16 protein-coding genes are annotated in these 21,396 nt (G+C 61.4%); 12 read left to right on the top strand and 4 right to left on the bottom strand.

Going from position 1 to position 21,396, the window contains the following annotated elements; all coding sequences use genetic code 11:
• Window positions 1-6 precede the first annotated feature (6 nt).
• Entirely contained in the window at window positions 7-1,164 is a 1,158-nt protein-coding gene (locus CD175_RS21280; RefSeq protein WP_104450345.1) for an AI-2E family transporter, read from the bottom strand.
• Window positions 1,165-1,735: 571 nt separating this feature from the next.
• Here CD175_RS21280 and CD175_RS21275 point away from each other — a divergent pair.
• From CD175_RS21275 to CD175_RS21255, 5 genes are all read left to right on the top strand, one after another.
• The gene (locus CD175_RS21275; protein WP_104450344.1) at window positions 1,736-2,638 is read left to right on the top strand and encodes a LysR family transcriptional regulator; all 903 of its coding nucleotides are present in this window, start codon (window positions 1,736-1,738) and stop codon (window positions 2,636-2,638) included.
• Window positions 2,639-2,764: 126 nt separating this feature from the next.
• Complete coding sequence (locus CD175_RS21270) at window positions 2,765-3,391, top strand: glutathione S-transferase family protein (protein WP_104450343.1); 627 nt, start codon at window positions 2,765-2,767, stop codon at window positions 3,389-3,391.
• A gap of 63 nt (window positions 3,392-3,454) precedes the next feature.
• Window positions 3,455-5,485: a 2Fe-2S iron-sulfur cluster-binding protein gene (locus CD175_RS21265; protein WP_104450342.1), complete on the top strand. Its 2,031-nt coding sequence runs from the start codon at window positions 3,455-3,457 to the stop codon at window positions 5,483-5,485.
• Window positions 5,486-5,595: 110 nt separating this feature from the next.
• Complete coding sequence (locus CD175_RS21260; RefSeq protein ID WP_104450341.1) at window positions 5,596-6,792, top strand: DUF3142 domain-containing protein; 1,197 nt, start codon at window positions 5,596-5,598, stop codon at window positions 6,790-6,792.
• Entirely contained in the window at window positions 6,779-8,893 is a 2,115-nt protein-coding gene (locus CD175_RS21255) for a hypothetical protein (RefSeq protein WP_104450340.1), read from the top strand. The genes CD175_RS21260 and CD175_RS21255 overlap by 14 nt, the downstream gene beginning before the upstream one ends.
• 3 nt (window positions 8,894-8,896) lie before the next feature.
• On the opposite strand, the gene CD175_RS21250 is transcribed toward CD175_RS21255, so the two are convergent.
• The gene (locus CD175_RS21250) at window positions 8,897-9,526 is read right to left on the bottom strand and encodes a LysE family translocator (RefSeq protein ID WP_104450452.1); all 630 of its coding nucleotides are present in this window, start codon (window positions 9,524-9,526) and stop codon (window positions 8,897-8,899) included.
• Window positions 9,527-9,671: 145 nt separating this feature from the next.
• On the opposite strand from CD175_RS21250, the gene CD175_RS21245 reads away from it, so the two are divergent.
• Window positions 9,672-10,145, top strand: a complete 474-nt coding sequence (locus CD175_RS21245) for an Lrp/AsnC family transcriptional regulator (RefSeq protein WP_007969928.1) — start codon at window positions 9,672-9,674, stop codon at window positions 10,143-10,145.
• Between the two features lie 112 nt (window positions 10,146-10,257).
• Here CD175_RS21245 and lpdA read toward each other — a convergent pair whose 3' ends face one another.
• The gene (lpdA, locus tag CD175_RS21240) at window positions 10,258-11,658 is read right to left on the bottom strand and encodes a dihydrolipoyl dehydrogenase (RefSeq protein WP_104450339.1); all 1,401 of its coding nucleotides are present in this window, start codon (window positions 11,656-11,658) and stop codon (window positions 10,258-10,260) included.
• A gap of 214 nt (window positions 11,659-11,872) precedes the next feature.
• On the opposite strand from lpdA, the gene hflK (CD175_RS21235) reads away from it, so the two are divergent.
• From hflK (CD175_RS21235) to cfaB, 5 genes are all read left to right on the top strand, one after another.
• Window positions 11,873-13,831 carry a protease modulator HflK gene (gene hflK, locus CD175_RS21235; protein WP_104450338.1) on the top strand — a complete coding sequence of 653 codons (1,959 nt, stop codon included), beginning with the start codon at window positions 11,873-11,875 and terminating at the stop codon, window positions 13,829-13,831.
• Window positions 13,828-14,871, top strand: a complete 1,044-nt coding sequence (hflC, locus tag CD175_RS21230; RefSeq protein WP_104450337.1) for a protease modulator HflC — start codon at window positions 13,828-13,830, stop codon at window positions 14,869-14,871. The genes hflK (CD175_RS21235) and hflC overlap by 4 nt, the downstream gene beginning before the upstream one ends.
• Window positions 14,868-15,926 (top strand): protease modulator HflK, encoded by a 1,059-nt coding sequence (gene hflK, locus CD175_RS21225; protein ID WP_104450336.1) that lies wholly within the window; start codon window positions 14,868-14,870, stop codon window positions 15,924-15,926. Before hflC ends, hflK (CD175_RS21225) begins: the two co-directional genes overlap by 4 nt.
• Entirely contained in the window at window positions 15,923-17,833 is a 1,911-nt protein-coding gene (locus tag CD175_RS21220) for a cation-translocating P-type ATPase (RefSeq protein WP_104450335.1), read from the top strand. The genes hflK (CD175_RS21225) and CD175_RS21220 overlap by 4 nt, the downstream gene beginning before the upstream one ends.
• A 218-nt stretch (window positions 17,834-18,051) precedes the next feature.
• Window positions 18,052-19,236: a C17 cyclopropane fatty acid synthase CfaB gene (gene cfaB, locus CD175_RS21215; protein ID WP_104450334.1), complete on the top strand. Its 1,185-nt coding sequence runs from the start codon at window positions 18,052-18,054 to the stop codon at window positions 19,234-19,236.
• On the opposite strand, the gene cls is transcribed toward cfaB, so the two are convergent.
• Window positions 19,233-20,672: a cardiolipin synthase gene (gene cls / locus CD175_RS21210; RefSeq protein WP_104450333.1), complete on the bottom strand. Its 1,440-nt coding sequence runs from the start codon at window positions 20,670-20,672 to the stop codon at window positions 19,233-19,235. The two genes, cfaB and cls, sit on opposite strands and share 4 nt — an antisense overlap.
• A 132-nt stretch (window positions 20,673-20,804) precedes the next feature.
• On the opposite strand from cls, the gene CD175_RS21205 reads away from it, so the two are divergent.
• A complete protein-coding gene (locus CD175_RS21205) occupies window positions 20,805-21,326 on the top strand; it encodes a DUF3617 domain-containing protein (RefSeq protein WP_104450332.1) in 522 nt (173 codons plus the stop codon).
• Window positions 21,327-21,396: the final 70 nt, after the last annotated feature.

Raw genomic sequence — 21,396 nt, 5'->3', positions numbered from 1 at the left:
ACCTCTTCAGAGGGGACGCTGATCGTTCATGGCCTCGATGTGCGGTGTCTCGTTCAACGCCTCGATCTCTGGTGTTTCGTTCAGTAGCTCGGCAGACGGTTGGTCCTGGACCCATTGCCAGAACAGTTGGTAGCCCACCGCCAGCGCCACCGGGCCGATGAACAAACCAATGAAACCGCCACTGACCATGCCGCCCAGGGCGCCAATCAGAATCACCGGCATGGGGACATCGACGCCGCGGCCAAGCATCAACGGTTTGAGGACGTTGTCGGCCATCCCGGCGATAAGGCTATAGATGCCAAACACAACAGTGGCCAGGCTCGTCCCTTCGGTGGCGAAGACATAAGCGATCACCGGAAGGGTCACCAGCAGTACCGGCAATTGCATGATCCCCATCAGCAGCGCAACCATCGCCAGCAAGCCGGCACCGGGGACACCCATGAGCACGAAACCCACACCAACCAGCAACATCTGAATGAACGCGATGCCGACCACGCCCTGGGCCACCGCGCGGATGGTTGCGGTGCAGAGCTCGGTGATACGTGGGCCACGCTCCGGGCCGGAAAGGCGCGAGGCGATGGCCAGGGCGCTTCTTTCGCCGTTTTCGCCATAGGCCATGAACACGCCGGCAATGATCAGGGCGCCGATGAACAACAGAAAACCCACACCAACGTCGGCCATTTTGCCCAGCAAGGTCAGGCCGATGGACTTGATATAGGGCATCAGCTTCATGAGCACGCTGCTCATGTTGGTGGCGGCCTGCATCCAGTAGTCGTAGAGCGGCTGGCCAACAAGCGGCAGGGACGCAATTTTTTCGTTGGGTAGCGGAATCTGCAGCGTATCGGACTTGAGCACCGCCAGGGTACCCTGGATCGATTCACTGATCGAGGTGCCCAGCAGGTAGATCGGTACCATCAGCAAAGCCAGGGCGACCAGCACGATCAGGGTGGCGGCGCGACCGTCCTTGTTGACCAGCTTGCGCTTGATGAGCGCATGCAGTGGATACAGGGTGATCGCCAGAATCATTGCCCAGAGCATCAGGTTGAGGAAGGGGTGGAAGATCTGGAAGCAGAACAGTACCAGCACCGTAATCAGCCCGGCGCGTATCAGTACATCGAGCAAACCACCGGACAGTGCTCTAGCGGAAATGTTAGTGCGCAACATTTTCGAACTCCTTGCGGTGTCACCAGGTTAGCCAGCCAGTTGAAGTTCACTCTTCCCTACCCGTAAATCTTGAAAGCAGGGCCGATGGACTGTCGTCCAGGTGCTAACAACTAACGCCTTACTTCATGTAGGGAAAATTCAACGAGGTACCTACTAAAACTCAATAGGTAACAGGGTGGCTTGTAGTATAGGAGCAGTCGAATATTCCGCCTGATTACGCAGGCTGGAATTCTGCCGCTGTGGATATAGTCCGCTGATGAACCCATGCCGGAAGCGAGTGGGGAGTGGAGCCAAAGGCGTTCCCGGTCAGGCATTAGCCGCTTCAGCGGGCGGGGCCGGATCATTGCGAACAGTCGCATCCGTCGCAAGAAAATAACCCTCATTAATTATCAATAATCCCCGGTCCGCTCTTTGAGGTGTGTGTCACGCTTCGTTTTTACGGGGGAGGCGCTAGAGTGCAGTAGCCCGTTGATTTAGTTGATGGTCGGGGACCCAACTATGTTGTTGAGCGCCTGCGCTTAACATCCCGGCGTTCGGTTGCGATTTATCTATTTGAAATGAGGACAAGCCCATGGACCGCTTCCAGGAAATGCAGGTCTTCGCTGCCGTCGCCCAGGAACTGGGTTTTTCGGCGGCGGCGCGGCGTTTGGGTCTGTCGGCGGCCAGTGTCACCCGAGCGGTGGCGGCACTGGAGCAGCGTATTGGCACGCAATTGCTCACGCGTACGACGCGCAGCGTGTATTTGAGTGAGGCCGGTCAGCGATATCTGGAGGACTGTCGGAGAATTCTCGCCGAGGTGCAGGAAGCCGAAGACTCGGCAGCGGGCAGCCATATCCATCCTCGTGGGCAACTGACCATCACCGCACCGGTCTTGTTCGGGGAGCTGTTTGTCACACCGCTGATGGTGAGTTACCTGACGCAGTTTCCCGAGGTCTGTATCAACGCGCTGCTGGTGGACCGGGTGGTGAGCGTGGTCGAGGAGGGCGTCGATGTGGCCATCCGTATCGGTGAACTCCCAGACAGCAATCAGCATGCGATTCGCGTGGGCGAGGTGCGGCGGGTGATCTGCGCCTCGCCACAGTTTCTGGCAAGCCATGGTCGGCCCAGGCATCCACAGGAACTGGCTCAGGCGCCGATCATTGCGACATCGGCCATTGGCCAACTCAGGAGTTGGCCATTCATTGAAGACGGTGAAACCCTGAGTGTCCGGGCTGAAGCGCGACTGGTGGTGACGGCGAATCAGGCGGCCATCACGGCAGCCAGTCTGGGGTTGGGATTCACGCGGGTGCTGTCTTATCAAGTGGCGAGCAAGGTGGCCGCCGGTGAGCTGGAGATTGTTCTGGCTGACTTCGAACTGCCGCCGTTGCCCATCCACGTGCTCTATCAGGGCGGGCGCAAAGCCCCAGCCCGGGTGCGCAGTTTTGTGGATTTCGCGGTGAAGACCCTGCGCGAGCATCCGGAGCTCGAGGGTTGAGTTATTTCACCCAGTGAAATAATGGATTGCATTTGCTGGTGATTCTGTTGTTTTGCTTGGGAGTGGAAGATACGACCCACCGGCGCTGGCCTTCCTGAACAGCACCACTGACCCGAGGTGTCGACCATGCAAGCGATCAAACTCTACAACTTCCCACGTTCCGGCCACGCGCATCGTGTCGAGTTGATGCTGTCCCTGCTGAAATTGCCGACCGAATTGATCTTCGTTGACCTCGCCAAGGGCGAACACAAACAACCGGCGTTCCTGGCGCTCAATGCATTCGGTCAGGTGCCGGTGATTGATGACGAGGGTGTGGTATTGGCCGACTCCAACGCGATTCTGGTGTATCTGGCGCAAAAGTACGGCAACGGCCGTTGGCTGCCGGCTGATCCGGTGGGTGCGGCCAACGTCCAGCGCTGGTTGTCGGTGGCTGCCGGCCCGATTGCCTTCGGTCCGGCCCGGGCCAGATTGATCACTGTATTTGGTGCACCTTACAACGCTGAAGAAGTGATTGCCTACGCGCATACCGTGCTCAAAGTGATCGATCACGAACTGGCCGATACAGCGTATCTGGTCGGCACTGAACCGACGATTGCCGACGTCGCCGCCTACAGCTACATCGCCCATGCGCCGGAGGGCAATGTGTCGCTGGACGAGTACCCCAATATTCGCGCGTGGCTGGCCCGTGTCGAAGCCTTGCCAGGTTTTGTCGGCATGCCGCGTACCGTCGCCGGCCTGCAAAAAACTGCCTGATGCTCGCGGCCCGGTGTTGCCGGGCCGCCCCGATCTGCGCCAGTGGCGCAAGGGAGAAGCCGTATGGACCGTTCACCCTGGCATGCCGGCGAGAAACAATTGCAGGCGCATGTGGGCGTTGCCGAACGAATGGAGACTTTCGGTCGTAAGGTGATTCGCAGCGAGATGCCGGACCAGCACCGCACCTTCTATCAGCAATTGCCGTTCATGCTGTACGGAGCGGTGGATGCCGACGGTCATCCCTGGGCCAGCATCCTTGAAGGTCAGCCCGGATTCGCACACTCGCCAGCACCTGGCTTGTTGCAGTTCAGCAGCCTGCCTGCCTTTGATGATCCCGCGCAGCTGAGTGACGGCGCGGCCATCGGCCTGTTGGGTATCGAGTTGCATACCCGCCGGCGCAACCGCATCAATGGACATGTCCGTGCCATGACGACCGGCGGTTTCGCGGTGACGGTGGATCAGTCCTTCGGCAATTGCCCGCAGTACATTCAGTTGCGCCAGTTTCGTTCGGTGCCGCTGGCCGACCCTTCGACGCGAGTCGCGCAACATTTCAACGAACTGGATGGCGCGGCCAAGGTCATGATCGCCGAGGCGGACACGTTCTTCGTTGCCAGTTATGTGGAGGTCGACGGCGAGCGCTCGGTGGATGTATCGCACCGTGGCGGTCAGACCGGTTTCGTACACGTGGAAGGCAATCGCCTGACCATTCCGGACTTCGCCGGCAACCTGCATTTCAACACCTTGGGCAACCTGTTGCTCAATCCCCGGGCCGGGTTGTTGTTCATCGATTTCAATACCGGTGATGTGCTGCAGCTCAGCGGGCGCACCGAAATCATCCTCGAGGGCCCGCAGGTCGAGGCGTTTCAGGGAGCCGAGCGCCTGTGGACAATCGAGGTCGAGCAAGTTGTACGTCGCCCCGCCGCCCTGACGTTACGCTGGCGCTTCGACGGCGTATCACCCACCAGTTTGCTCACCGGCACCTGGGAACAGGCCGCGGCGCGTTTGCAGGCCAAGGCCCTGGGCGATCAATGGCGGCCGTTGCGGGTGACGCGCATTGAAGAACAAAGCCACAGCATTCGCTCGATTTACCTGGAGCCCGCCGACGGAGCCGGATTACCGCTTTTCCAGGCCGGGCAGCATTTGCCCTTGCGCTTCAACATTGACGGTGAAGTGCACATCCGCACGTACAGTTTATCGAGCGCTCCGTCCGATGATTTTTTCCGCATCAGCGTGAAGCGCGACGGGCGGGTCTCTACCCATTTGCATGAGCGGATTCGGGTCGGCGACCTGGTGGAGGCGCGGGCGCCGCAAGGGCATTTCACCGTGGCGCCCCATGAGCGTCGGCCATTGGTGTTGCTGGCGGCCGGGGTGGGCATCACGCCGCTGTTGTCGATGCTGCGCGAGGTGGTTTACCAGGGATTGCGCACCCGCCGTATCCGCCCGACGTGGTTTATCCAGAGTTCGCGCACGCTGGCCGACCAGCCGTTCCGCCGTGAACTGGATCGCTTGCTCGAAGACGCCGGTGACGCGGTGCGGGTGGTACGTGTGCTCAGCCAACCGGAAGCCGAGGCGGTGCAAGGCGCGGACTTCGACCTCAGTGGACGGATCGACGTCGCGCTGCTCAAGGAGCTGCTGACAGTCGAGGACTACGATCAGCCGGACTTTGTCGTCTGTGGCCCCGGAAGTTTTACCCAGGCGCTGTACGACGGCCTGCGCGAGCTGGACATTCGCGACTCGCGGATTCACGCCGAAACCTTCGGCCCGTCCACCTTGCGCCGGCGCCCGGACCCCGATGCGGTGGTCATCGAGCAACCACCTGCCGCTACCACGTCGGTGCCCGTGGTGTTCCAGCGTTCGGCCAAGGAAGCGCGCTGGCAGCCGGAGGGCGGCAGTTTGCTGGAGTTGGCGGAAAGCCGTGGCCTGCGCCCGGAATTCAGCTGTCGCGGCGGCTCCTGCGGAACCTGCAAGACGCGCCTGGTCAGCGGTCAGGTGCATTACCCACTGCCGCCAGCGGAGGTGCCGGATGACGGACAGGTGCTGATTTGCTGTGCGATCCCGGCGCAGGGAGCGCAACCGCTGGTGCTCGATATCTAAAGGAAGATTACCCGTGAACATTGCCCGCTGGTCGATGGCTGGGTAGGGTAGTGGGCAGAACGAAAAAGGGCCGCAGAGGCCCTTTCTGCATTTCAGGAACAGGCGTTTCAATGGTTTTTTTCACTCGCTCGATCGCCTTGCTGCTGGCGCTGGTGCTGACCGCCGGATGCGAAAGGCACGACGCACCGCCACTGGATCAGCAACTCTACGTCTGGCAGCGGCAGTGGACGCCGGCCCACGACGCCGCGCTCAGGGACAGCCGTGCCGACTTTTCAACGTTGCGGGTGCTGGCCTTGCAGGCCTTCCCCAATGCTGGCTGGAGCCGTGCCCGAATTGACCCGGTATTGCTCAGGCGCGATGGCCGGCCGGTGATTGCGGTGGTGCGCCTGGACGGGCAGCTCAAGGCACTCGATCAGGAGGAAGTCACCGCACAGATCCGCCAGGAGATCAGCGATTGGCAGGGGCAAGGGTTAAACCTCGCCGGCGTAGAAATCGACCACGATGCCGGTAATGCCCGGCTACCGGCGTACCGCGAATTTCTCGCGCATCTGCGTGAAGCATTGCCGATTTCGCTGCCGCTGAGCATCACGGCGCTGCCGTCCTGGCTCGACAGTCGCGAACTGCCGGCGTTGTTATCCACAGTCGACAGCAGCGTGTTGCAGGTGCACGCGGTGAGCGATCCGCGTCGTGGCTTGTTTGATGCCGATCAGGCCCGGCAATGGGCGAAGGCCTGGAGCCGCGTCACGAAAAAACCTTTCTATCTGGCGCTGCCGGCTTATGGCGTGGCGTTGCTGCCGTCGACGGACGGCGCACCGGTTGTGGAAAGCGAAGTGACGCTGGAACGCGAAGGCCTGCGTCAGGAATTACTCGCCGATCCGCACTCACTGCGCACCCTCGGCACCGAACTGCGTGCCGATCCACCCGAGCATCTGGCGGGCCTGATCTGGTTTCGCCTGCCATTGGCCAACGACCGCCGGGCCTGGAGCTTGACCACCTTGCGCGCCGTGGCGCGTGCTGATGTCCTCGACAGTCAGTTGACGCTGCAACTCTCGGCCGACAATGGTCTCTATGACATCGGTATCAGCAACCAGGGCAACCTCGACAGCCCTTGGCCCGAACGCCTGACACTCGCCGTCAGCGGCTGTGAAGGGGCCGATGCCTTGGCCGGTTACGCGTTGCAACAGCGACCGGATCTGCTTACCTTCACCCGCCTGCGCGATGGCCGAATTCCGGCCGGCGGACAGCGTGCCATCGGTTGGGCTCGCTGCGCACACATTGATCAAGGAGGTTCGAATGTTCACCCGTAACTGGCCGCGTCATTTGCTTTGCCTGAGCCTCAGCCTGCCGCTGGGTTCGGCGCTGGCCTGCGGCCCGGACTTCCCCATGCGCCTGCTGGATAACCGTGGCCAGTCGCTGACGGAACTGCCCGAAGGCAACTTCAGCTTTGAAATCAGCCGCCTCGGCCACGCCATCAGCGGCTTGAAGAACGTTACTGCTGGTGCCGACTACAGCGATCAAGCTGACGCGGTAGCGCTACGGGATCAGGCCGAGCAGGCGGGACTTTCCGCTGAGCAACAAGTGCTGGTGAAACACCTGCGCAGCCTGACGGATGCTCATCAGGTTGAAACCGAAGGCGCGCAGCTGCCGCCCGAGCTCAGGTGGTACCTGGCCGGCGCTGTGGCATTTGGCGCGGGTGATAATGCATCGGCTGCCGGGTATTTCAAGAAAGTGCTGGCCTTGCCCGCCGAGCAACGGGCTTCGCGCAGCACCTGGGCGGCTTACTCGCTGGGGCGCGCGTTGTTCGCCATGAGTGCCGAAGCCGGTGCGGCACCGGATCTGCTCGAACAATCGGCAAAGGCCTTTGAGCAAACCCGGCAACTGAGCATCGACGGCTTCAGCGATCCGCTGGAACTGGGCGTCGCCAGCCTCGGCGAAGAAGCCCGGGTCGTGCGCACGGCTGGCGACTGGAACCGTGCCATCGAGCTGTACGCCACGCAAAATCTGCACGGCTCGGCGGTGGGCTACACCTCGCTGAAGGTGTTGATGGCGGACCTGCTGGCGCTGCCGGATGATCAACTGGCCGAGCTGCTCAAGGGCCAGCCCGTGCAGCAGTTGGTGACCGCATCACTGATCAGCCGGTTGGGTTTGTCGTTTGGCGATCAACCCGCCAACGAACAAAAAATGATCAAGTTGTTGCAAAGCAGCACGCGCGGCAGCCTCGAAAACGCCGACCGCCTGGCGGCGATGAATTATCAACAGGGCGATTACGCCAGCGCCAAGGCGTTCCTCGAGCATGCCGGCGATGGCGGGTTGGCCTGGTGGCTGCGGGCAAAACTGGCGGTGCGCGACGGCGATAAAAACGCAGCCGCCGCAGCCTATGCCAAAGCGGCCCAGGCCTTCCCGAATAATGAATCCTGGGGTGAGCGACGGACTCCGGACTACGATTACGAAACGCTTCAGCCCAAATGCCGGGTCGAGGGTGAAAGTGCAATCCTCGCCCTGCAGCGCGGGGATTATCTGCAAGCCTTCGATCAGCTGTATCGCAGCAAAAACATTTACTGGTTCGACGCCGCCACCGTTGCCGAACGCGTGTTGACCCTCGAAGAACTCAAGCACTACGTCGACACACAAGTGCCGGCCCCGCCGCCGCTCAGCCAGCAGGAACGCGACAACTACGTGCCCTTGCCAGTAGCGGCGAGCCTGCGCAATCTGCTGGGGCGGCGTTTGTTGCGCGAAGGCCATTACGAGCAAGCGCTGGCGTACTTCGATAATGACGGCTTGCGGCACAAGGCCAGGTTGTACGGCGAGCAACGCCAGGCGGCAGATTTAGCCTGGTGGCCGACCCGTCGCGCCGCTGCACTGTTCAATGCCGCATGGACGGCGCGGGAGTGGGGCATGGATATCCTGGGCTACGAAATGGCGCCGGATTACGCCACGTTCGGCGGCAATTACAGCCTTGAAAACGCCGAACTCAAGGTCGGTCCATTGATGGCCGAGGACGAAGTGAAGCGTCAGCAGGCCAGCGCCGCCCAGCCCGATCAGCGTTATCACTATCGCTTCGTGGCCACGGCGCTGGCGAGCAGGGCGGCGGATAACTTGCCTCACACCAGTCAGGCGTTTGCGGCGGTGCTGTGCGAGGCCTCGGGGTGGAACAGCAGCCTCGAGGAGCAAAGTGCGATTTATCAGCGTTATGTCAAAGAAGGGCCTTACGTGGAATGGGCCGCCGACTTCGGCCACCAGTGCCCGTACCCCGACTTCGAGAACGCCGACAAGCGCTACGTGACTCAAGTCACCGACGCGGCGCGTTCGACCTTGCGCCCGTACAAGACGCCGTTGCAGGTCGGTAGCGTACTGGCGTTCGCGGCAGCCGCGCTGGTGCTGTTCAAGCGTCGCCGCAAGGCGCCGTGAGGTTCAAGCCTGTTGCACAAAGGTCAGCCGCACGGCGAAACCGATCAACAGGCTGCCGAACAACCATTGTTGCAGGCGCTGGGCTGAAGGGCTGCGTTGCAGCCAACGGCCGAGTGCCGCGCCGATCAGGGCGTAAGCGCTGTCGAACAGCAGACCGACACCAACCAGCACCACGCCCAGGGTCGCAAATTGTCCGAGCACCGGCCCGGCCTGTGGGTTGATGAATTGCGGTAGCAGCACCGAGCAGAACAACAGTGCCTTGGGGTTGAGCAGGTTGGTCAGCAATCCGCGCCGGATGGCTATGCTCCAGCGCGGTTTTTCGCCGGATGTGTCGGCGCTTTCGAGGCTCGGCAGCATCGTCGTCCGCAGGCACTGAATGCCGATCCACAGCAGGTACGCGGCGCCTGCCAGGCGCACCACATCGAAGGTCCAGGGCGCCGCCTTGAACAGCGCCGCCAGCCCCAGCGCCGCCAATCCCACATGACAACCCCGGGCGATGCCCAACCCCACGGCCGTGGCCAGCGCGGCGCCTTTGCCCTGGCGGGCACCTGTCTGCAACAGCAGGATCATGTCAGGCCCTGGCAACAGATAGACCACCGCCAGCGCCATGAAAAACATCCAGAGTCCGTCCACGTTGCACCCCATTCGTTGTCGATTCGGTAGTGCCAGTCTAGGGCCGGAGGGCAGGGCAGGTGCTTGCGTTGTCAGCTTCTATCGGGGGCTGTATTGGCATAATCTGCCACTTTCTTTCGCATGAACCATCAGGATCTGCCAAGCCATGAAACTCGACGCCTACGACCGCAAGATTCTCGCCGCACTGCAACGGGACGGCCGCCTGAGCAATGTGCAACTGGCAGACGAGATCGGCCTGTCGGCATCGCCTTGTTTGCGCCGGGTGCGGATGCTTGAAGAGGCGGGGGTGATTCGCGGCTATCAGGCCAATCTGGATCGCGACGAAGTGGGGTTGGGGCTGACGGTGTTTGTCGGGGTCAAGGTCGAGCGCCATAACGACGAACAGGCCGAAGCCTTTCGCCTGGCGGTGACGGCATTGCCCGAGGTGATTTCGGCGTTCCTGGTGTCAGGGGAGTCGGACTTTCTGCTGCAGGTGGTGGTGCCGGATTTGCGTGCCTATGACCGGTTTCTCACCGGGCGTTTGTTGAAGCTGCCGGGTGTGAGCGACATCCGCAGCAACTTTGCGATTCACACGGTGAAGGCGCCGGGGGCATTGCCGCTGGAGCATTTGCCGCTCTAAACCGCATGTACCGCCATCGCGAGCAGGCTCGCTCCCACAAGGATTGCGCTGTACCTGTGGGAGCGAGCCTGCCCGCGAATGCAATAGATCAGTCACTGCAACGCTTCAAGTCTTACATCTGCGTCGCCATTCCCTCCACATTCATCGCCGCCTGGCGCAACGCCTCGGAACGGGTCGGGTGTGGGTGGCAGGTCAAGGCGATGTCTTCGGCCGAGGCGCTGAATTCCATGGCCACGCAGTACTCGCCAATCATTTCACTGACACTCGGGCCGACCAGATGCACGCCGAGGATTTCGTCCGTGCGTTCATCGGCCAGCACCTTGGCGAAGCCTTCGGTCTCGTGGTTGATCTTCGCCCGGCTGTTGGCGGTGAAGGGAAACTTGCCCACCTTATACCCACGGCCTTCGGCCTTGAGCTGCTCCTCGGTCTTGCCGACGCTGGCCAGTTCCGGCCGGGTGTAGACCACGCTGGGAATCAGGTTGTAGTTGACCTCGCCAGCCTTGCCGACGATCTGTTCGACGCAGGCCATGGCTTCGTCCTCGGCCTTGTGCGCGAGCATGGGGCCGGAGGTCACGTCACCAATCACCCAGACCCCGGCGGCTTCGGTGCGATGCCCTTTGTTGGCAAGCATGCCGCGCTTGTCCGTGGCGAGGCCGACGTTCTCCAGGCCCAGGCCCTGTGTATAAGGTCGGCGCCCGATGGCCACCAACACATAATCCGCTTCCAGCAGCTCGGCAGTGCCGCCTGCGGCAGGCTCGATGCTGAGCTGTACGCCGGTGGCGGAGGTGGTGGCGCTGGTCACTTTCGAACTCAGCTTGAAACTCAAGCCTTGCTTGCTCAGGGAGCGTTGCAGGGTTTTGCCGGCTTCGATGTCCACACCGGGGCAGATCCGGTCAAGGAACTCGACTACCGTTACCTGTGCCCCCAGGCGTCGCCATACCGAGCCCAGCTCCAGGCCGATCACGCCGGCGCCGATCACCACCAGATGCTTGGGCACCTCGGTCAGCGCCAGGGCGCCGGTGGAGTCGAGGATGCGCTTGTTATCGATGTCCACGCCGGGCAGGGGAGTGGGTTCGGAACCGGTGGCGATGATGATGTCCCTGGCGCTCAGTTCGGTCTTGCCGCCGGCGCTGTCGGTCACCGTGACTTTGCCCGGTCCGTCGATGTGGCCCCAGCCCTTGATCCAGTCGACTTTGTTCTTGCGGAAAAGAAACTCGATGCCCTTGGTCAGCCCGGTAACGCTTTCATCCTTTTGCTTCATCATCTGGGCGAGGTTGAGGCTGGGCTTGACGTCGATCCCCAGGTTGGCGAATTCCGCGCCCATGGCCGCGTCGTACAGTTCGGAGGCATGCAGCAATGCCTTGGATGGCATGCAGCCGACATTCAGGCAGGTTCCGCCGAGTGTGGCGCGCCCTTCCACGCAGGCCGCCTTCAGACCCAGTTGTCCGGCGCGGATCGCCGCGTTGTAACCGCCGGGGCCACCGCCGAGTATCACGACGTCATAAGTGCTCATGGATGTACTCCTGGATCGAAAAGGGAAGGGATGGGTAAAAGTAGTTCCTGGATAAAATTACGAACGTAATATGTGCGCGCCGCAGCATTTCGGTCAAGGCTTCAGGTTAGCGACAGGTTGGGCATCTTTAGATAGCGCGCTTGAATACGGAAATTTCACTATTTTCGTTATATCGTAACGAATTGTCCTGTTAGCGAAGACGCTCTGGGGTGGTATGCAAGTCGATCTCGATGTTGATGAAACGCCGCTGGCCGGGTTGCCCCGTTTTCAGCAGGCGTTCATTCAAGGGCGGCGTTTGCGCCAGTTCGCCATCGGCGCGGGCGTACTCGCCACCCTGGGTGTGTTGCTGGCTTTTTTTGCCGGGCTGTTCGCCTCGAAAACGTTGTGGCCAGCGTTGTTGCTGAATCTGAGTACAGCGTTTGTGGTGCTAATGGCGGGCTTGCAATCGGCCGGGTGGGTCGCCCAATGGCGTGCCCGCGCCATGAATCCCGTGGCGCCGGTGGTCGTTGTCGACGAGTCTGCCGAGCCTTTGGGCTGGTATGAACGTTTGCTGGACCGGATCAGTTGGAAATCGCAAAACCTGCTCGGGCAAATTGGCGCGCCGACGCTGTGGCTTGGCGGTTGGGCATTGTTGGCAGTATTGGGCGTCGAACAGGCCTGGGACCTTACGTTGCCCCCGGCAGGGCTGGGGCTGGCGGCCACTGTCGGGGCGGCGTGCTCATTGCTGTTGGCCTTCGGCCTGTTGGTGATGGAGCGTCATCTGGCGCAGGAAAACACCGCCCAATGGCCTGAAGCCGCGGCGTTGGCGCAATTGACGCGTGTGCCCATCATCAGCCTGTTACTCGCTGCGTTTTGTCTGTTGTTTGCCGATGAAACCTCGGTATGGCCCGTACGCCTGGCGGTGTTGTCCGGACTGTTGCCGGGGCTGGTGGCGGCAGAGCTGTTGCTGCGTGCGGTGTTGTCATTGTTCAGTCCGCACCGCGAACGCCTTGAGCCTGAGTTACTGGCGCGCAGCTTTGTCGCCGACATGCTGCGCTGGCCACCACAGCCATTGCTGGCGTTGCAGCACGAATTACACAACCGCTTCGGTATAGATCTGCGGCAGATCTGGGCCTTCACGTACATGCGTCGGGCGTTACTGCCGGTTTTGGGCGTGGTTATGCTGGTTGGTTGGTCGCTGACGGGCATTCACGAAATTGCGCTGCAAGGGCGTGGCATTTATGAACGATTCGGCAAGCCGGTGGAGGTGTTTGGCCCGGGTTTGCATCTAGGCCTGCCTTGGCCATTGGGCCGGGTGTTGAGCGTCGAGAATGGTGTGGTTCACGAGTTGGCCACCAGTGTTGGCGAAACCACGACCCCTGCCCAGGTCGACCCTGCCGAAGGCCCGGCCCCGGCAATTGCCAATCGCCTGTGGGACGCCAGCCATGTGAACGACAAATCCCAGGTGATCGCCAGCAGCCGAGCCGACAGGCAGAGCTTTCAGATCGTCAACATGGATGTGCGCTTCGTCTATCGCATCGGTCTGAGCGATGAGGCGGCATTGGCCGCGACCTATAACAGTGCCGATGTGCCGATGTTGATTCGCAGCACGGCCAGCCGAATCCTGGTCCACGATTTTGCCTCACGCACCCTCGACGGTTTACTGGGTCAGGACAGGGTAGGGCTGGCGGAAGAAATCGGCCGCGCCGTCCAGGCGGACCTGAAAAAACTCGACAGCGGCGTGGAAATTCTCGCCACGGTGGTCGAGGCGATTCACCCGCCGGCCGGTGCCGCCAATGCTTATCACGGCGTGCAAGCGGCGCAGATTGGGGCGCAAGCCTTGATTGCCCGTGAACGCGGTGCCGCCGCCGAAGCCACTAACCAGGCGCAGTTGCAGGCCAGCATCGCCCGCGATCAGGCGACGGCCAGCGCCCGTGAAATCAATGCTGGCGCCCAGGCCGCGGACCTGAAATTCAACGCCGAGCAGAAAGCCTATGCCAGCGCTGGCAAAGCCTTCGTGCTGGAGCAGTATTTCAGTCAGTTGTCCCAGGGTTTGGCCAACGCCAGATTGCTGGTGCTCGATCATCGTCTGGGTGGCAGCAGCAATGCGCCGACCATCGACCTCCGTACTTTCACGCTGCCGGTTGATCCCGCGCCGTCGCGTAAAACCGCTCAGCCAGGAGCCGCCAATTGAGCCAGTCCCAGACGCACGATCACGATGACCACAGCGGCCACGATCACGGCCATGGCGGGCATCATCACCACGGCCATCACCATCATCACCACGGCGATCCGCAGGAGGCCGGTCCATTCCCGTGGCGCCGCATGGGCTGGGCCGCATTGCTGGTGGCGTTTGCAGTCGCCGCCGCGAGCCTGGTGCAGGTGCGTTCGGGGGAGGCCACGGTGATCACGCGCTTCGGCAACCCTTCACGGGTCTTGCTGGAGCCGGGGCTGGGCTGGCGCTGGCCGGCACCGTTCGAGGCGGCGATCCCGGTGGATCTGCGGCTGCGCACCACGTCCAGCGGTTTGCAGGATGTCGGCACCCGGGACGGTTTGCGCATCATCGTCCAGGCCTATGTGGCGTGGCAGGTGCAGGGCGATCCGGACAATGTGCAACGCTTCATGCGTGCGGTGCAGAACCAGCCTGATGAGGCTGCGCGGCAGATTCGTACCTTTGTCGGCTCCGCACTGGAGACCACCGCCAGCAGTTTTGATCTGGCGAACCTGGTCAATACCGATGCCAGCCAGGTCCGCATCGCCGATTTCGAAGCGCAACTGCGCAAGCAAATCGATCAGCAGTTACTCACCACTTATGGCGTGCGCGTGTTGCAGGTCGGTATTGAACGATTGACGCTGCCTTCGGTAACGCTCACCGCGACCGTGGACCGGATGCGCGCCGAGCGTGAAACCATCGCCACTGAACGCACGGCTATCGGCAAGCGTGAAGCCGCACAAATTCGTTCTGCCGCCGAACGTGATGCGCGAATTGTGCAGGCTGATGCCACAGTGAAAGCGGCAGATATCGAAGCGCAATCGCGCGTCGAAGCGGCGCAGATTTATGGTCGCGCCTATGCGGAGTCGCCGCAGCTTTACAACTTACTGCGTTCGCTCGACACCTTGGGCACTGTGGTGACCCCGGGCACCAAGCTGATTCTGCGCACCGATGCCGCACCGTTTCGGGTGTTGGTCGACGGTCCGCCGAGCCTCGACAACAAGTCCGGATCGCAGCCATGAGTTTGGTTCCACGTGGAACAAATGAGTTGAGCAGCCCCTGGATTCAGGCCGGGCGACTGGCGTTTATTGCGCTGTATGCAGTGACGGTATTGGCGGCATTGGCGTGGGCGTTTTCCAATGTGCGGCAGATCGATCCACAAAATCGCGCCGTGGTTTTGCATTTCGGCGCGCTGGATCGTATTCAGAATGCAGGGCTGCTTCTGGCTTGGCCGCAACCCTTCGAGCAGGTGATTTTGTTGCCGGCGGCGGATCGGGTGATCGAGCGTCGAGTGGAAAGCCTGTTGCGCAGTGATGCCGCGACTCAGGCTGATCGCGTGGCCAGTTTTGCCACGCCCATCAGCGATGCTCTCGCAGGCTCCGGCTATCTGTTAACGGGTGACGCCGGCGTGGTGCAACTCGATGTGCGGGTTTTCTACAAGGTCACCGAGCCCTATGCGTTTGTGCTTCAGGGCGAACATGTGTTGCCGGCTCTGGATCGGCTGGTGACCCGCAGCGCGCTAGCGCTCACGGCCGCACGGGATCTGGACACCATTCTGGTCGCTCGTCCGGAGCTGATCGGTGCCGATAGCCAGGCGGCGGAGCGACGCGAGCGCTTGCGCGGTGATCTGGTGCAGGGCATCAATCAACGGCTGGCCGAACTCACTGCAACAGGGCAAGGCTTGGGCATCGAAGTGGCACGGGTCGATGTGCAATCGAGTTTGCCAAGCCCTGCGGTGAACGCTTTCAACGCGGTACTGACCGCCAGCCAGCAAGCCGACAAGGCCGTCGCCAATGCACGCACCGAAGCCGAGAAGTTGACGCAAACCGCCAACGAACAAGCCGACCGTACGCTGCAAGTGGCCCATGCCCAGGCGAGTGAACGGCTGGCCAAAGCGTCTGCCGATACTGCGACTGTGTTGAGTCTGGCCAAGGCCCGGCAGCAAGGTGTCGACCCGCAGATGTTGCTGCGCATTTATCGCGAGCGCATGCCGAAAATTCTCGGCCAGGCCGGTTCGGTCACCACGGTCGATCCCAAAGACGATTCCCGCCTGATCATTCAGGGAGCTGCACAATGACCGCTCAAACCGCCGCTGTACCGAGCCTGTTGTCTTCGGCTGAACAGCGCCGCGCCGCGCGCCAGTTGACCCTGGCCATGCTCGCATTGGGCCTGCTGGCGCTGGGCCTGATCTGGCGTTGGCTGGCGCCGGAGCAGACCGGTGTCAGTCAGTTGCTGCTGGGGTTTGCTTCGTTGCTGGTTGCTGTACCGGTCATGCGTTCGGCCTGGTACAGCCTGCGTTATCCAAGCCTGCACGGCATCACTGATCAATTGATTGCCTTGGCCATGCTGGGTGCCTGGGCCACCGGGGATCTGCTGACGGCGGCCCTGTTGCCGATCATCATGATCTTCGGTCACGTGCTGGAGGAGCGCAGCGTGATCGGTTCCCAGGAGGCGATTCACGCCCTCGGCAAACTGACCCGCAGCCACGCGCGAAAGATTCAGGCGGACGGCTCTATCATCGAAGTCGACAACGGCACGCTCAAGGCCGGCGATCGGGTCGAGGTGCGCGCCGGGGACCGGGTACCGGCGGATGGCCGGGTGTTGTCCGGCCAGGCCAGTCTGGACACCGCCTCCATTACCGGCGAATCGGTACCGATGGAGGCCGGTGTCGGAATGTCGGTGTTCGGTGGCGCGATCAACCTCGATGGTCTCTTGCGAATCGAAGTGACCCGCACCGGCCATGAGTCGACCCTCGGCAAAGTGATTGCCCTGATGCAAAACGCCGAGCGTTCGAAGCCGCCCATTACCCGCTTGCTGGAGCGTTACGCCGGCAGCTACATGGTGCTGGTGTTGCTGCTGGCGGCCGTGACCTGGTTCATCACCAACAACGCCCAGGCGATGCTCGCGGTGTTGGTGGCGGCCTGTCCTTGTGCACTGGTGTTGTCGGCACCGGCCACGGCGATTGCCGGAGTGGCGGTGGCGGCACGTCACGGGATCCTGATCCGCAGTTCCGCATTCCTTGAAGAGTTGGCGGACCTGACCTCGCTGGTGGTCGACAAGACCGGGACGCTGACCTTCGGCACATTGCGCCTGCAATCCATCGACAGCCCGCTGGAGGATCGCAGCCATGTCCTGACGCTGGCGGCGAGCCTCGGCTCGGCCAGCAGCCATCCGGTCAGCCGCGCCCTGGTGGGGTTGGTGGCCCAGGAACATTTTCTGCTGCTGACCGACATTCATGAACGCCAGGGCCTTGGCGTGGTGGCGATGACCGGGCAGGGCGAAGCGGCGCTGGGCCGGCCGGAGTTGTTTGCGCAACTGGGCATCAGTACAACGGCGGTTCCCGATCACGATGGTCCGATTGCCGGGCTGGCGCTCAACGGGGAGTTTCTTGCCTGGCTGTTGCTGGCCGACAGCGTCAAACCCGAGGCGCAGTTTGCCCTGGGTGAGTTGCGTGAACTGGGTCTGGGTCGCCAGTTGTTGCTCACCGGCGATCGACACAGCGTCGCACAGACGCTCGCCCGGGATGTCGGGATCAGTGACGTCGAAGCGCAAGCCCTGCCCGAAGACAAACTCAACCGCGTGCTCAAGGAAATCGACAGCGGCTTCCGGCCGATGGTGGTCGGCGATGGCATCAATGATTCACTGGCCCTCAAGGCGGGTGTGGTCGGGGTAGCCATGGGCGCCGGCGGTGCAGACATCGCCCTGGCATCGGCCGACATCGTGCTGATCGGTAGTGACCTGCGTCGCCTCGGCACCTGTGTTCGCCTGAGTCGCCAGTGCCGCCAGACATTGCAGGTCAATGTGATCATCGGGCTGGGCTGGACCCTGGCCATTGTGGCCTTCGCCGCGTTCGGCTGGCTCGGCGCTGCCGGGGCGATGATTGCGGCGTTGTTGCATAACCTGAGCACCTTGCTGGTCCTGGGTAATGCCGGTCGATTGCTGCGGTTTCAGGAGCCATTGCTCAAACTCAAGGATGAAGTCTGAAGGCGAATGCTCTAAACCGGGTGATTACCAGTTTTCAAATTTTTAGAACTGTGGGCGTGGTGTGTAGTCATTGAAAGTGAGGGCACATCATTTTGTGCGTTCGCGGCGGCAGGTGTAGGCGTCGTGAATCATTGAAAATGGCTATTAATTCGATAGCCAGCTATTTTTCAAAGATGGTCTACCCTCTGATCAGGCGTCTGAAACAAGGGGGATTATCCATGCTCGCGCAACTTCCACCGGCCTTACAGAATCTGCAGTTACCGCTTCGCCTGAGACTCTGGGACGGCCATGAATTCAATCTGGGGCCGACGCCCAGCGTCACGATTGTGGTCAAGGACCCGCAAATGGTCTCCCAGTTTACCCATCCAAGCCTGGATGCCCTCGGTGCTGCCTTTGTCGAAGGCAAACTTGAGCTCGAAGGCTCCATCAGCGACGTGATCCGCGTCTGCGATGAGTGGAGCCAGGCGTTGCTCAATGAAGACGACGACAATCAGCCTGTTCGTAGCGTTCACGACAAAGATACAGACGCCAAGGCAATTTCCTACCACTACGACCTTTCCAACGCGTTCTATCAACTGTGGCTCGACAGCGACATGGCGTATTCCTGCGCTTACTTCGAGACCGGCAGCGAAAGCCTTGAGCAGGCCCAGCAAGCCAAGTTCCGTCATTTGTGCCGCAAGTTGCGCCTGCAGCCCGGCGAGTACCTGCTGGATGTGGGGTGCGGGTGGGGTGGATTGGCGCGTTTTGCGGCGCGGGAATTTGGCGCGAAAGTGTTCGGTATCACCCTCAGCAAGGAGCAGTTGGCCTTGGCCCGGGAGCGCGTAAAAGCGGAGGGCCTGGAGGACCTGGTCGAACTGCAACTGCTCGACTATCGCGATCTTCCGCAAGATGGCCGTTTCGACAAGGTGGTCAGCGTCGGCATGTTCGAACATGTTGGCCACGAAAATCTGGCGGAGTACTGCAAGATTCTGTTCGGTGCGGTGAAAGAGGGCGGCCTGGTGATGAACCACGGGATCACCGCCAAATACACCGATGGCCGTCCGGTGGGGCGCGGTGCCGGTGACTTCATCGGGAAATATGTGTTCCCCAACGGCGAACTGCCGCACCTGTCGATGATTTCTGCGGAGATCAGTGAGGCCGGGCTGGAAATCGTCGACGTCGAAAGCTTGCGCCTGCACTACGCCCGCACGCTCGATCACTGGAGCGAACGCCTCGAAGACAATCTCGAAGCGGCTTCCAAACTGGTACCGGAACAAGCCCTGCGCATCTGGCGGCTGTACCTGGCCGGTTGTGCCTACGCGTTCGCCCGCGGCTGGATCAACCTGCACCAGATTCTCGCCGTGAAGGCCCACGCCGATGGCAGTCATGAACTGCCATGGACCCGGGACGATATCTACCTTTAAAGAATCGGTGAAATCAGCCGGGCGACCCGCATGCCGAGCTGTTGAACGCGGCGGGTCTCCCGGCCTTCTTCTTTGGCGATTTCGTGGGCGTTGGCAAAGTCATCGTTGAGCATCTGTTCCACCTCAGCGGCAAATGCGCGGTCGACTGTCAGCAACATCACTTCGAAATTCAGCCGGAACGAACGGTTGTCCATGTTGGCACTGCCGATGGCGCTGATTTCGCTGTCGATCAACACCACTTTCTGATGCAGGAACCCGGGTTCGTAACGGAATACCCGCACACCCGCGCGCACCGATTCGAAGGCGTAGAGGCTGGAGGCGGCGTAGACGATTCGATGGTCCGGCCGCGACGGCAACAGCAGACGCACATCCACACCGCGCAGCACTGCCAGACGCAATGCCGCGAATACGGCTTCGTCGGGGATGAAATACGGGCTGGTAATCCAGACCCGCTCGGTCGCCGCGTGGATGGCCTCGACAAAAAACAATGAACAGGTTTCGTAGGCATCGGCCGGCCCGCTGGCGAGCAACTGGCAGAGCACGCCGTCTTCCGGATAAACCTCGGGCAGGATCAGCGGCGGCAGTGCACGAGCCACCCAGAACCAGTCTTCGGCGAAAGACTCCTGCATGCACGCCACCACCGGCCCGCGCACTTGCACGTGGGTATCGCGCCATGGGGCCAGGGGCGGTTTCTCGCCCATGTACTCGTCACCGACGTTATGCCCGCCGACAAAACCAAGAATGCCGTCCACCACTACGATCTTGCGGTGGTTGCGAAAATTCACCTGAAAGCGATTGAGCCAGCCACTGCGGGTGGCGAAGGCTTTGACCTCGACTCCGCCATCACGCAAGGCCTGCACGTAGCTATGGGGCAGCGAGTGGCTGCCGATCCGGTCATACAACAGGTAAATCGCCACGCCCTCGGCGGCTTTCTTCAATAGCAGGGTTTGCAGGCGCTGGCCGAGGCGGTCGTCGTGAACGATGAAAAACTGGATCAAAACGGCTGCTTTCGCCTGGCTGATGGCCTCGAAAATGGCCTCGAACGTCGGCTGACCGTTGATCAACAGCCGCGTCTCGTTATTGGCCAGGCACGGCATGTTTCCCAGCTTCGGCATCGCTCTGAGTGAGGCGTACGCCGAGGAAGCGCGGGCGGTGAGTGCTTCTTCCACCCAGGGCCGCCAATTGAGTTCGGAGATGGCCTTGCGCATTTGCTCGTTGGCCTGCCGCCGGGCCTTGATATAGCCGTCGAAGGTGCTGCGGCCAAACACCAGGTACGGGATCAGCGTTAGGTAAGGGATGAAAAACAGCGACAGGGCCCAGGCGATCGACCCCTGGGCTGTGCGGACGGTCAACACGGCGTGGATGGCCGCGATCATGCCCAGTGAGTGCAACAGGGCGATGGTGTAACCGAAAATATGCGGTCCGAAGTAATCCATGGGGGCTGCCTTGCTCCTGAAGATTCAGTGCTTAACAGACCATGTTCCGTGCAGAATGTCGCTAATTAATTGGCCCATGAACCGAAGCCTGCGGCTGACGTCTAACGGCCACTACTGATCAGGAGTTACTCGATGAACGTTCGTCTGCTGGGTTTGGCCATGGCACTTGGGCTGGCGCTTCCTGTGGCGGCTCACGCGCAAATGCTGCAACCAGGATTGTGGGAGCTGACCACGAGCAACATGAAGGTCGATGAGCAGAATATGCCGGACCTGCAGTTGATCCTCGGTCAGATCCAGAGCCAGATGACCCCTGAGCAGCGTGCACAGCTGGAAAAACAGGGGATCACCATGGGGGGCAAAGGGGTCCGGGCGTGCCTGACGCCGGAGCAGGTCAAGACCGATAACATTCCGCTGACCGATCCGCAGTCGGGCTGCAAGCAGGAAATCACCGACCGCTCAGGCAACCAGTGGAAATTCCGCTTCAGCTGCCCGAGAGCCCAGGGCGCCGGAGTAGCGACATTCCTCAGCGACCGTGAATTCACCACCAAGGTTAACGGGACGTTCAACGCTACCGGCATTCAGCAGAAAGGCAGCCTCGAATCCCGCGCCGTCTGGTTGGGGCAGGATTGCGGCACGGTGAAGCCGAGAGCTTAAAAGCTTCGTCGGAACGCCGCCCGGAGCAGGCTCGCTCCCACATTTGATCTGTGGTGTTCACGAAATCAAT

This window comes from Pseudomonas laurylsulfatiphila (assembly GCF_002934665.1).
Taxonomy (GTDB): Bacteria; Pseudomonadota; Gammaproteobacteria; order Pseudomonadales; family Pseudomonadaceae; genus Aquipseudomonas; species Aquipseudomonas laurylsulfatiphila.
The sequence above is the reverse complement of the archived record's forward strand: the minus strand, read 5'-3'. Positions and strand labels throughout refer to the sequence as shown.